Source organism: Streptomyces sp. NPDC000404, from assembly GCF_040300365.1.
GTDB lineage: Bacteria > Actinomycetota > Actinomycetes > Streptomycetales > Streptomycetaceae > Streptomyces > Streptomyces ramulosus.
Genome location: NZ_JBEPDN010000005.1, coordinates 423035 through 435149, shown reverse-complemented (window position 1 = coordinate 435149; position 12115 = coordinate 423035). Strand labels below are relative to the sequence as shown.

Sequence of the window (12115 nt, the reverse complement as noted above, 5' to 3'; positions counted from 1 at the left end):
CGCCGCTTGCCTCGCCGGCGCCGTCCCCGCTCGGGACGATACACCAGATCGGTCACTCAGGGATATAGGTTCTCTACGGAGCGTAACTATGCGTGAAGTGTGGACACGCAGCGCATTCATACGGCCCCGTAGCGCTACACCGGTCCATTCCGCTCCGCCGTGGCGACGGTGTTCCGCAGCGGCCGGCCGGCGGCGAAAAGGGTCAGCTGATCGCGCAGGAGGCGCTTCGCGCGGGGCAGAAAGGCAGAGCTGGGGCCACCGACGTGTGGAGTGATGAGCACGCCGGGGGCGCGCCACAGGGGGTGTTCGGCCGGAAGCGGTTCCGGATCGGTGACGTCGAGTGCCGCCCGCAGCCGCCCGGAGGCGACCTCCGGGAGCAGTGCGGCGGTGTCGACGACCTTGCCGCGCGCGACGTTCACGAGCAGGGCCCCGTCCTTCATCCGGGCCAGGAAACCGCGTCCCACCAGGCCACGGGTGTCTTCGGTGAGCGGTGTGGCCAGGACGACGACATCGGCTTCCGGCAGCAGCTCGTCGAGCGCGGAGAGTGGATGCACAGGGCCGCGCACGGTCTCACGGGCGGTGCGCGCCAGGCGCGTCACCCGCGCGCACTCGAAAGGAGTGAGCCGGTCCTCGATGGCACTGCCGATCGACCCGTACCCCACGATGAGAACGGACTTGTCGGCCAGCGCGGGCCGGAACTCCGGGCGCCACTCCCCCGCGTCCTGGGCGCGGACGAAGCCGGGGACGCCGCGGAGCGCGGCCAGGATGAGCGTCAGCGCCAACTCGGCGGTGCTGGCGTCGTGCAGCCCGCGGGCGTTGCACAGGCGGGTGCCGGGCGGCAGCCGGTCCAGGGCGGGCAGAATGTGCTCGACGCCGGCGGTCAGCGTCTGCACCACCCTGAGTCCGCTCATCCGCGCGAGCGGTCGCAGCGACGTCGCCTCGTCCTTCATGTACGGCACGGCGTAGAAGACGCACCGGGCGGGGTCGGCGGGATACTCGGGACCCGCGTCCCAGTGGACGTAGTTCAGGCCCGTGGGGAGACCGTCGATCTCTTCCGGGGGAATCGGGAGCCAGACGTCGTGCGGGCTGCCGTGCGGGTCTGCGGTTGCCATGGTCCGAGGCTATGCGAAGGACCGTTCCTCCAGACGTTAGTTTGGTCTGGCCCTTGACCGGGGGCGAGGGGACGGAGGCACGACCAGGTGGAGCGCAGGACAATCGGCGCGGCAACGCTCGAAGTAGGCGCAATCGGGCTCGGCTGCATGCCGATGAGCTGGGGGTACACCGAGTCGCAGCGGGATTTCGAGAGTTCGCTGCGGGCCGTGCACACCGCGCTCGACCGGGGGTGCACCCTGCTGGACACCGCCGACATGTACGGACCGTTCACCAACGAGCTGCTGGTGGGCCGGGTGCTCAAGGAGCGGCGCGCGGACGCGTTCGTCTCGACCAAGGGCGGGCTGCTCGTGGGCGAGCAGCACATCGTCGCCAACGGGCGGCCCGGTTATGTGAAGCGCGCCTGCGACGCCTCGCTGCGGCGGCTGCGGACCGACCACATCGATCTGTACCAACTCCACCGCGCGGACCCGGAGGTGCCGATCGAGGAGACCTGGGGGGCGATGGCGCAGCTGGTGGCGGCGGGCAAGGTGCGGTCCCTGGGGCTGTGCGCGGTGGGCGCCCGGGCGCTGCGGCCGACGCGGACGGACCGGCCGGTGCCCGGCGGGCGGCGCCCCGGGGCGCGCACCCATCAGTTGACGCTTCGTCAGCTGGAGCGGATCCAGCAGATCTTCCCGGTCAGCAGCGTGCAGGCGGAGCTGTCGGTGTGGTCGCCGGAGGCACTGGACGAGCTGGTGCCGTGGTGCGAGTCGCGCGGCGTCGGCTTCCTGGCGGCGATGCCGCTGGGCAACGGCTATCTGACCGGCACCCTCACCCCGGGCCAGGGCTTCGAGCCGGAGGACATCCGGGCCCGCCATCCGCGCTTCACCGCCGAGATGATGGCGGCGAACCAGCCGGTGGTGGCCGGGCTGCGCCGGGTCGGCGCCCGGTACGGCGCGACGCCGGGGCAGGTCGCGCTGGCCTGGGTGCTGGCGCAGGGCCGCCATGTGGTGCCGGTCCCGGGGACGAAGAAGGAGCGCTGGGCGGCGCAGAACGCCAAGGCCGCCGACCTGGTGCTGGACCGCGCGGACCTGGCGGAGATCGCCTCCCTGCCGCCCGCCCGCGGGTCCTGGTACTGACCGGGAGCGGGCCCCGCCGGTGGCTGCCGGGCGCCGGCCGGCCCGGGCCCCGCTGCCGTGCCGTCCGCCCCGTGCGGGCCTGACGCCGCACCGCCCGGGCGCCCCGTACCGCCGCCGTGGTGGGCGTCCGTGCGGCGGCGGAGGGAATCGCGGTGTCGGCCGCCGCGCGGGGCGGCGCGGGTGTGGTGTCCTGGGGCGGGCCCGGGCGGCCGGATGTTCCGGTGTCCGCGCGGCCGTACGGGCGGCCCCGCCGGCCCGGTGCCCCGCGGCCGTCCGGCTTCCGGCTCCCCCGCGCTCCCGGCCTCGGCCGGGCACCGGGCCCGCGTGGCCGGTCCGCGTGCCACGGCGTCGGGCCCGGCGCGTGCAGCGCGTTCGGCGCGTGCGGTGGCCGGACGGCGCGCGGGCCCGGCGTGCGCGCCGCCCCGGCGCGTGCGGTGGCCGCCCGCGCACCGCTCCCCCGACGAGAGGAATCCGCCGTGCCACACCGCCTTCCGACCGCCGTGACGGCCACCGCCGTGCTGCTCCTCGTGGCGGGCTGTGCCGCCGAGGGGGCCCGGCCCGTCCCGGGCGCGCCGTCCCCGCAGCGGTCCGCCGCCGCGGCCACCGGACCGGAGCGGGACGCCTCCCCGCCGCCCGCCAAGGGGTCGGCCGAGGTGACCCGCACCCTGGCCACCGGGCTCGACTCCCCCTGGGGCGTCGCCGCGCTGCCGGGCGGCGATCTGCTGGTGGGCTCCCGCGACAAGGGCACCCTCGTCCGCGTCTCGGCCCGCGACGGGCACAAGACCGAGGTGGGGTCGGTGCCCGGTGTCGTCCCGGGCGGCGAGGGCGGTCTGCTGGGGCTCGCCGTCTCCCCGTCGTTCCGCGGCGACCATCTCGTCTACGCGTACTTCACCACCGCCTCCGACAACCGCATCGCCCGGATGAGCTACGACGACACCCGGCACCCCGGTGATCAGCTGGGGGCGCCGAACACGGTGCTGCGGGGGATCCCCAAGGGCCATTTCCACAACGGCGGGCGGCTCGCCTTCGGGCCGGACCGGATGCTCTACGCATCGACCGGGGAGACCGGGCACAAGGCCCTCTCGCAGGACAAGAGGTCCAAGGGCGGCAAGATCCTACGGATGACGCCGGACGGCGCGCCCGCACCCGGCAACCCCGATCCCCGGTCGGTCATGTACTCCTACGGCCACCGCAACGTCGAAGGGCTCGCCTGGGACAGCGGCAAGCGGCTGTGGGCCGCGGAGTTCGGCGAGGACACCTGGGACGAGCTGAACCTCGTCGAACCGGGCCGCAACTACGGCTGGCCGGCCCGGGAGGGCAAGGGCCCGACGGCCGGCGGCTACGTCAACCCGGTCCTCCAGTGGAAGCCCGCCGACGCCTCGCCCAGCGGGCTGGCGTACGCCAAGGGCTCCCTGTGGATGGCCGCGCTCCGCGGTGAGCGGCTCTGGCGCATCCCGCTGAACGGGGCGAAACCGGCGGCGGCCCCGCAGGCGTTCTTCACCAAGCGCCACGGGCGGCTGCGCACCGTCCTGCCGGCGGACCACGGGGCGCTGTGGCTGGTGACGAGCAACACGGACGGGCGGGGGGACCCGCGGAAGGGTGACGACCGGATTCTGCGGGTGGAGGTCAGCTGACGGGCCCTCACCCGGCATGGCCGAAGGCCCACCGGATCGGACCGGTGGGCCTTCGGGGTGTCGCAGGGACCGGGCGCCGTCAGCCGGCGGGGGCCTGGACCGGGGTCTTGGGGATGGTGGGCAGGCTCGCCAGGAGGTCGAAGTACATGCCCACGGAGATGAGCAGCCCGAGGACGCCGAGGGCCAGACCGCCCCAGGCGACGGCGCGGGTCCAGGTGGCGCGCGGCCGGTTGAAGAGCACCGCGCCGCCGACGGCCACGGCGAGCAGCGCGAAGACGCCGTTGATCAGCGCGGTGGTGTGCCAGGGCGTCGCGTAGACGGCGGCGATCTGGTCGGTGGCCTTGCCGGACTGGAGCTTGATCTGCCCCAGCAGGGTCTGCCGTTCGGCGAGCAGCGTGCCGAGCCAGGTGCCGGTCACCGAGGCGAGGCCGAGCCCGGCGGCGACGACGGCGCCCGCGCCCCGCTTCACGCCGGCGGAGACGGGGGCCGCCTCACCGGCGTCGTCGGCGTCGGCCGCCTCCTCGGTGTGCCCGGTGTCCTCGGCCGCCGCGCCGCCGTCCGGTTCCGTCCCGCCCGGCTCGTCCGCGGCGGGGGCCGCGTCGTCCCGGTCACCGGCCGGGTTCCCGGCGTCCTTCCCCTCCGTCCGCGGGGTCTCCGCGGCGGTGTCCGCCGCCGCGGACGGGTCGTCGGTTCGCGTCGCGTCGCGCTCGTCGGTCGTCGTCGTCCTGGTCGTTCCCATGGGCGCGACCGTAGGGGCCGCGTCTGAGAGCGGGATGAGAGTCGGATGAACGCGGGGACAGCGACGGGGCGCCGGGCCCGGCGGGAGCCCGGCCGCACGGTGCCGCGGCGCCCCGTGCGGCCGTACGCCACCGCACCGGGACGGGCGCGCGCCCCACCGCGGGAACGCGCCCCCTCTCACGCCCCGTCAGCCGGTCACCGACTCCGCCCCGTTCTCGATGTGTCCCATCAGACGGCGGCGGAACGAGGCGTCCTCGGCCGCCGTCAGGGCCAGGTCGTACCAGCCGTGGGCCGCGGCCGCCGGATGGGCGACGGTGCGGGTGGCGCCGGCCCGGACCGTCAGCGTGCGCGGTGCGGCGTCGCCGTAGGCGAGCGGGGCCAGGGTGAGGGTGAGGTCGGCGGAGCCGCCGTTGACGACGGTCAGATGCACCTCGCGGCGGTCCGCGTCGAGGCGGGTGCGGACGGCGACCGCGGCGGCGGCGCCCCGGGCGCTCCCGGCGAACTCCCGGCGGAAGCCGTTCGGCCCCGTGACGGTGAAGCGGTACGCACCGTCCTTGACCGGCACGTCCCAGGTGCCCTTGCCCGCCACGTCGCGGTGCCGGGGCGTGCCGTACTCCTTCGCGTACGGGTACAGCGCCAGGTGGGCGGAGGCCGCGCCGTCGTTGCGGACGGCCAGCCGGAAGAGGCCGGCGGCCGCGTCCAGCGCGCCGTCTGCGTCCGGCTGGTAGGGCAGCGGGCGGGCCGGGCGGACGCCGGGCTCCTGCTCCGGCAGCGCCTGGTGGGCGGGCGGCTGCGGCGCCCAGCGGCCGCTGAACGGCGGGATCGCACCGGGCTGCGCCACCGACGGCTGCCTGCGGCCGCGGCGGAAGTCGAACGCGCCGGTCAGATCGCCGCAGACGGTCCGCCGCCAGGCGCTGATGTTGGGCTCGCGCACCCCCGTCCACCTCTCCAGGAACCGGGTGATCGAGGTGTGGTCGAACACCTGCGAGCAGGCGTAACCGCCCACCGTCCAGGGCGAGATGACGATCATCGGTACCCGCATGCCCAGACCCGTCGGCTTCCCGTCCCAGAACTCCCCCTCGGTCCCGGGCGGCGGCACCGGCGGCGGGACGTGGTCGAAGAACCCGTCGTTCTCGTCGTACGTCAGGAAGAGCGCGGTGTGCCGCCACACGTCCGGGTTGCGGCCGAGGGCGTCGAGGACCTTGTAGACGATGGTGGCGCTGGCGACCGGCGAGGAGGAGCCGGGGTGCTCGGAGTCGGCGGCCGACGGGACGATGTACGACACCTCGGGCAGCTTCCCGCTCGCCACATCGGCGGCGAAGGCGGTGGCGGTGGAGTCCGGCTCACCGCGGCGCAGCGCCCGCTCGAAGAGGCTGCGCTCGTCCGCGCCGAGCGCCCGGACGCCCTCCTCCAGCTGGGCCAGCAGCTCCTTGCGCCCGGCGGCGTCGGCGGCGGCCACCTTCCCGTAGAAGGCGGTCATGTTCGCCGCGCCGGCCACCTTGGCCAGGGCCTTCCTCGCCACCGCCTTGAAGCTCGCGTAGAACTCCAGGTTGTTGTCGGTGAAGTTGTCCCACTCCTGGTAGACGCGCCAGCTGCGCCCGGCCTTCTCCAGCCGCTCCGGGTACGTCGTCCAGGTGTAGCCGGGGTGGTTGTCCTCGTCGTACGCGTCGTTGCCGACGGCGCGTTTGCCGCTGCCCGGCTCGAAGCCCGTCCAGCCGCTGACCAGGTGGTTGCGGTTGGGGCTGGTGGAGGAGTGGATGGCGGAGTGGTACGCGTCGCAGACCGTGAAGGTGTCGGCCAGCTCGTGGTGGAGCGGCACGTCGCGGCGGTCGTAGTGGGCCATGGTGGCGGCGGTCTTGGCGGTGACCCAGTTGTTCATCCAGCCGTCGTTCCACGCCTTGGCGCCGCCGTCCCACTCGTGGTTCAGCGCGCCGATGTACTGGAGGTCCTTGTGCTGGGCCGCGGCCGCCTCGCGCACCGAGAAGGGCAGGACGGTGCCGGCGCCGAGCAGCCCCGGCTGCTCGAAGACGCTGCGGCCGCCGGGGAGTTCGACGGCGTTGCGGTCGGCGTAGCCGCGGACGCCGCGCAGGGTGCCGAAGTAGTGGTCGAACGACCGGTTCTCCTGCATCAGCACGACGACGTGCCGGATGTCGCCCAGCTCCCCGCCGCGCCGCTCCGGCCGCGCCGCGTCGGCGGCCAGCGCCTGCTGGAGCGACGGCGGCAGCAGCGACCCCACGGCCGCCACACCAGCCGCCGCGGCGCCCACTTGCAAGGCCCGCCTACGAGATACCTCCGGTGCCACGCCCGACCTCCCAGTCGACAGTCAACGGCCTTCGGCCAGACCGTTGAGAGGGTGCGACGGGGACGCTAGCGGCGCGGTGTGACCTGTGACAGGTATCGAGGTGACAACTTTGGGAACACGTGACCGAAACCGTGCGGTACGAATCCGCGGCGGACCGCGACCCTACGGGCCCGGGGCGGCTCAGCCGTCCAGCAGCGCCGGCGCCAGCTCCCGGAGCTGACCGAGCCCGGGGTCCGCCGCGTCCGCCGTCAGCGGCTGGACGGCGACGTGGTCCGCGCCCGCGTCGAGGTGGTCGCGCACCCGGCGCCGGACCGCGTCCACATCGCCCCAGGCCACCAGCGCGTCGACCAGCCGGTCGCTGCCGCCGTCCGCGAAGTCCGCGTCGCCGAAACCGAACCGGCGCAGGTTCCCGACGTAGTTCGCCAGCGTCAGATAGCGGCGCACGTACTGCTCGCGGGCGAGGGCGCGGGCCGTCGCCGGGTCGCTCTCCAGCAGCACCGCCTGCTCGGGCGCGAGCAGCGGACCGTCGCCGAGGACCTCGCGGGCGTGGGCGGTGTGCTCCACGGGCACGAAGTACGGATGGGCGCCGGACGCGCGGTCCCGGGCCAGCTCCAGCATCTTCGGACCGAGCGCCGCCAGGACCCGGTCGGGCTCCGCCGCGGGCGCCGGGCCGTCGTACGCCGCACCGTCCAACGCGTCGAGATAGCCGCGCATCGCGGCCAGCGGCTTGGCGTAGGTGTGGCCGCGCATCCCGACGAGCGGCGCGTGGCTGGCGCCGAGGCCCAGCAGGAAGCGGCCGTCGTACGCCTCGGCGAGCGTACGGGTGGCGGCGCCCGCCGCGGCGGCGTCGCGGGCCCAGATGTTGGCGATGCCGGTGGCGACGGTGAGCCGTCCGGTGGCGGCGAGCAGCAGCCCGGCATGGGTGAACGCCTCCTTCGAGGTGGGCCCCTCCCCCACCCACAGGGCGCCGTAACCGAGCCGTTCGATCTCCGCGGCCGCCTGCCGGCCGGCCGCCGCCGGCAACACCCCGAGACCGCCGTGCCAGACACCGATCCGTCCGATCCGAGTGGCGAGAGCGCGCTGGGACACCGTTCCTCCAGAGGGTCGGGGGACGTCAGCGTCCCGTTCCGTGCCGTCTACAGCGCCCCGGCCCCGCCCGGCATTCCTTGATCGGAAGACGGATTTGCACGGCGGGCGCACGCGAACGGCGGCCGCCCTCCCGGAAGTTCCGGGAGGACGGCCGCCGCATCGCGTGCCGGGCGGGCGTCAGCCCTCGACGCCCAGCTTCTCCAGGATCAGCTCGCGGACGCGGGCCGCGTCGGCCTGGCCGCGGGTGGCCTTCATGACCGCGCCGACCAGGGCGCCCGCCGCGGCGACCTTGCCGCCGCGGATCTTGTCGGCGATGGCGGCGTTGCCCGCGATGGCCTCGTCGACGGCGGCGCCGAGCGCGCCCTCGTCCGAGACGACCTTCAGGCCGCGCTTCTCGACGACGGTGTCCGGGTCGCCCTCACCGGCGAGGACACCCTCGATGGTCTGCCGGGCCAGCTTGTCGTTGAGGGAACCCTCGTCGACCAGCGCGGCGACCCGGGCGACCTGCGCCGGGGTGATCGGCAGGGCGGCCAGTTCGATGCCGTCCTCGTTGGCGCGGCGGGCCAGCTCGCCCATCCACCACTTACGGGCGGCGGCGGAGCCCGCGCCCGCCTCGATGGTGGCGACGATCAGATCGACGGCACCGGCGTTGAGGATCGACTGCATGTCGTGGGCGGAGACGCCCCACTCCTCGCGCAGCCGGTTGCGGCGCACGCGCGGCAGCTCCGGCAGGCCCGCCCGCAGCTCCTCGACCCACTCGCGCGCGGGGGCCACCGGCACCAGGTCCGGCTCGGGGAAGTAGCGGTAGTCCTCGGCGTTGTCCTTGATGCGGCCGGCGGTGGTGGAGCCGTCCTCCTCGTGGAAGTGCCGGGTCTCCTGCACGACCGTGCCGCCGGAGGAGAGGACCGCGGCGTGCCGCTGGATCTCGAAGCGCGCCGCCCGCTCCACGGAGCGCAGCGAGTTGACGTTCTTCGTCTCCGAGCGGGTGCCGAAGGTCTCGGTGCCGTTGGGGCGCAGCGAGAGGTTGACGTCGCAGCGCATCTGGCCCATCTCCATGCGCGCCTCGGAGACGCCCAGGGCCCGGATCAGCTCCCGCAGCTCGGCGACGTACGCCTTGGCGACCTCGGGGGCCCGCTCGCCGGCGCCCTCGATCGGCTTGGTGACGATCTCGATGAGGGGGATGCCGGCGCGGTTGTAGTCCAGCAGGGAGTGGGACGCGCCGTGGATACGGCCGGTGGCGCCGCCGACGTGCGTCGACTTGCCGGTGTCCTCCTCCATGTGGGCGCGCTCGATCTGGACGCGGAAGACCTCGCCGTCCTCCAGCTGTACGTCGAGGTAGCCGTCGTAGGCGATCGGCTCGTCGTACTGGGAGGTCTGGAAGTTCTTCGGCATGTCCGGATAGAAGTAGTTCTTCCGGGCGAAGCGGCACCACTCGGCGATGGAGCAGTTCAGCGCCAGGCCGATCTTGATCGCCGACTCGACACCGATCGCGTTGACGACCGGGAGGGAGCCGGGCAGGCCCAGGCAGGTGGGGCAGGTCTGCGCGTTGGCGTCGGCACCCAGCGTGGTGGCGCAGCCGCAGAACATCTTGGTCTTGGTGCCGAGCTCGACATGGACCTCCAGGCCCATGACGGGGTCGTAGGACGCGAGGGCGTCCTCGTACGACACCAGGTCAGTGACTGTCACGGTGAAACTTTCCCTCTCAGCCCAGCAGGACGTCGTCGTCGCCCAGGCGCTTCAGTTCGCGGTAGAGGATCGCCAGGCCGGTGACGATCGCCGCGGCGGAGACGCCGGCGTCGATCAGCCGCAGCGTGTCGTGCTCGTGGCGGGCCTCGCGGGCCTGCTTGAGCACGCCGAAGGCACCGAACGCGGTGGTGCCGATCGACAGGTACACACCGGACTTCGACTTCTTGAAGTTCTTGGCCTTCTTGCCGATGTTGCTCACAGTGACGGTGCCTCCTCCAGCAGCGGGTGGCCCCACTTTTCCACGAAGGCGGCCTCGACGGCGGCTCCGACCTGGTACAGCCGGTCGTCCTTCATGGCGGGGGCGATGATCTGCAGCCCGACGGGCAGGCCGTCCTCGGGCGCCAGGCCGCAGGGCAGCGACATGGCGGCGTTGCCGGCGAGGTTCGTCGGGATGGTGCACAGGTCGGCGAGGTACATCGCCATCGGGTCGTCGGCGCGCTCACCGATCGGGAAAGCGGTGGTGGGCGTCGTCGGCGAGACGATGACGTCGACCTTCTCGAAGGACTTCGCGAAGTCCTGGGTGATCAGCGTGCGGACCTTCTGCGCCGAGCCGTAGTACGCGTCGTAGTAGCCGGAGCTGAGCGCGTAGGTGCCGAGGATGACGCGGCGCTTGACCTCGTCGCCGAAGCCGGCCTCACGGGTGAGGGCGGTGACCTCCTCGGCGGACTTCGTGCCGTCGTCGCCGACGCGCAGGCCGTAGCGCATGGCGTCGAACCGGGCGAGGTTCGAGGAGCACTCGGACGGCGCGATCAGGTAGTACGCGGAGAGCGCCAGGTCGAAGGAGGGGCAGTCCAGCTCGACGATCTCGGCGCCGAGGCTCTTCAGCAGCTCGACGGACTCGTCGAACCGCTGCACCACACCGGCCTGGTAGCCCTCGCCGCGGAACTGCTTGACGACGCCGACGCGCATGCCCTGGACGGTGCCGTTGCGGGCCGCCTCGACGACCGGCGGGACCGGCGCGTCGATGGAGGTGGAGTCCAGCTCGTCGTGGCCGGCGATCGCCTCGTGCAGCAGCGCCGCGTCCAGAACCGTACGGGCGCAGGGACCGCCCTGGTCGAGGGAGGAGGAGAAGGCCACCATGCCGTAGCGGGAGACCGCGCCGTAGGTGGGCTTGACGCCGACGGTGCCGGTGACGGCAGCGGGCTGGCGGATGGAGCCGCCGGTGTCCGTGCCGATGGCGAGCGGCGCCTGGAAGGAGGCGAGGGCCGCGGAGGAGCCGCCGCCGGAGCCGCCGGGGATCTTGGTGAGGTCCCAGGGGTTGCCGGTCGGGCCGTAGGCGCTGTTCTCGGTGGAGGACCCCATGGCGAACTCGTCCATGTTGGTCTTGCCGAGGATGACGACGTCGGCGTCCTTGAGGCGCTTGGTGAGCGTCGCGTCGTACGGCGGGATCCAGCCTTCGAGGATCTTGGAGCCGACGGTGGTGGGCATGGACTGCGTGGTGAAGATGTCCTTCAGCGCGAGCGGGACACCGGCCAGCGGGCCGAGCTTCTCGCCGCGGGCACGCTTCTCGTCGACGGCGCGGGCCTGGGCCAGCGCGCCTTCGCGGTCGACGTGGAGGTAGGCGTGCACCTTCTCGTCCACGGCCTCGATACGGGCCAGGTGGGCCTCGGTCACCTCGACGGCGGTGACCTCGCCGGACGCGATCTTCGCCGCGGTCTCGGCGGCGGTGAGCTTGATCAGGTCTGCCATGTCGGTCACTCCTCCCCCAGGATCTGCGGCACCTTGAAACGCTGCTGCTCCTGGGCGGGGGCGCCGGAGAGCGCCTGCTCGGGAGTGAGCGACGGACGGACCTCGTCCGCCCGCATGACGTTGGTCAGGGGCAGCGGGTGGGAGGTCGGCGGTACGTCTTGGTCGGCGACCTCGGAGACGCGGGCGACCGCGCCGATGATGTCGTCGAGCTGTCCGGCGAAGTGGTCGAGCTCTTCGTCCTTCAGCTCCAGACGCGCCAGCCGGGCGAGGTGGGAGACCTCCTCGCGCGTGATGCCAGGCATGCAGCGTTCCTCTGCTGGTTCTCGGAGTTCTACGTGAACAAGGATCCGACGGGGATCCGGCAAGTGTCTGCCGGGTATCTGTCAGAGATTTACGTGAATCTGTACGGCCCAATCCTATGGCCCCGGCGTACGGAGGCGCGCCTGCGTTCCTGCGGGACGGACGGGCGGCGGCGCCGGGCGGGCCGCGGTGCCGTACGGGCGCGGGGTCAGCGGTCCCCGGAGGGCGGGGCACCGGGGTCGCCGGGCGGGCCGTCGGGGTCGCCGGGCGCGGCCGGATCGCCGGGCGCGGCCGGATCGCCGGACGGGGCGGCTTCCCCGGGACCGCCGGGCGGAGGCGGGGTGCCGGGAGAGCCGGGCGCGGCCGGTGACGGCCGGTCGGTGGGGTGG

Annotated in this window: 10 protein-coding genes; 2 read left to right on the top strand and 8 right to left on the bottom strand. The window is 73.6% G+C overall.

The window, feature by feature from the left end; translation table 11 throughout:
- Positions 1-134 precede the first annotated feature (134 nt).
- Entirely contained in the window at positions 135-1112 is a 978-nt protein-coding gene (locus ABT345_RS12100; protein WP_345085960.1) for a 2-hydroxyacid dehydrogenase, read from the bottom strand.
- 87 nt (positions 1113-1199) lie between these two features.
- Here ABT345_RS12100 and ABT345_RS12095 point away from each other — a divergent pair, with 87 nt between their 5' ends.
- Positions 1200-2228 (top strand): aldo/keto reductase, encoded by a 1029-nt coding sequence (locus ABT345_RS12095; protein WP_345085962.1) that lies wholly within the window; start codon positions 1200-1202, stop codon positions 2226-2228.
- A gap of 476 nt (positions 2229-2704) precedes the next feature.
- A complete protein-coding gene (locus ABT345_RS12090) occupies positions 2705-3862 on the top strand; it encodes a PQQ-dependent sugar dehydrogenase (protein ID WP_345085964.1) in 1158 nt (385 codons plus the stop codon).
- Positions 3863-3941: 79 nt separating this feature from the next.
- Here the strand turns inward: ABT345_RS12090 and ABT345_RS12085 are convergent, their stop codons facing one another.
- From ABT345_RS12085 to gatC, 7 genes are all read right to left on the bottom strand, one after another.
- On the bottom strand, positions 3942-4601 hold the full coding sequence (locus ABT345_RS12085) for a hypothetical protein (RefSeq protein ID WP_345085966.1): 660 nt from the start codon (positions 4599-4601) through the stop codon (positions 3942-3944).
- 186 nt (positions 4602-4787) lie between these two features.
- On the bottom strand, positions 4788-6902 hold the full coding sequence (locus ABT345_RS12080; protein ID WP_345085968.1) for a phosphocholine-specific phospholipase C: 2115 nt from the start codon (positions 6900-6902) through the stop codon (positions 4788-4790).
- Between the two features lie 180 nt (positions 6903-7082).
- Positions 7083-7991, bottom strand: a complete 909-nt coding sequence (locus ABT345_RS12075; RefSeq protein ID WP_345085970.1) for a TIGR03620 family F420-dependent LLM class oxidoreductase — start codon at positions 7989-7991, stop codon at positions 7083-7085.
- A gap of 177 nt (positions 7992-8168) precedes the next feature.
- Positions 8169-9677 carry an Asp-tRNA(Asn)/Glu-tRNA(Gln) amidotransferase subunit GatB gene (gene gatB / locus ABT345_RS12070; RefSeq protein ID WP_345085972.1) on the bottom strand — a complete coding sequence of 503 codons (1509 nt, stop codon included), beginning with the start codon at positions 9675-9677 and terminating at the stop codon, positions 8169-8171.
- Positions 9678-9693: 16 nt separating this feature from the next.
- Positions 9694-9936, bottom strand: coding sequence for a hypothetical protein (locus tag ABT345_RS12065; protein WP_345085974.1), 243 nt, complete (start codon positions 9934-9936; stop codon positions 9694-9696).
- Positions 9933-11426, bottom strand: a complete 1494-nt coding sequence (gene gatA, locus ABT345_RS12060) for an Asp-tRNA(Asn)/Glu-tRNA(Gln) amidotransferase subunit GatA (protein ID WP_386459130.1) — start codon at positions 11424-11426, stop codon at positions 9933-9935. Before gatA ends, ABT345_RS12065 begins: the two co-directional genes overlap by 4 nt.
- A 5-nt stretch (positions 11427-11431) precedes the next feature.
- Positions 11432-11728, bottom strand: a complete 297-nt coding sequence (gene gatC / locus ABT345_RS12055) for an Asp-tRNA(Asn)/Glu-tRNA(Gln) amidotransferase subunit GatC (protein WP_345085978.1) — start codon at positions 11726-11728, stop codon at positions 11432-11434.
- Between the last annotated feature and the right edge of the window lie 387 nt (positions 11729-12115).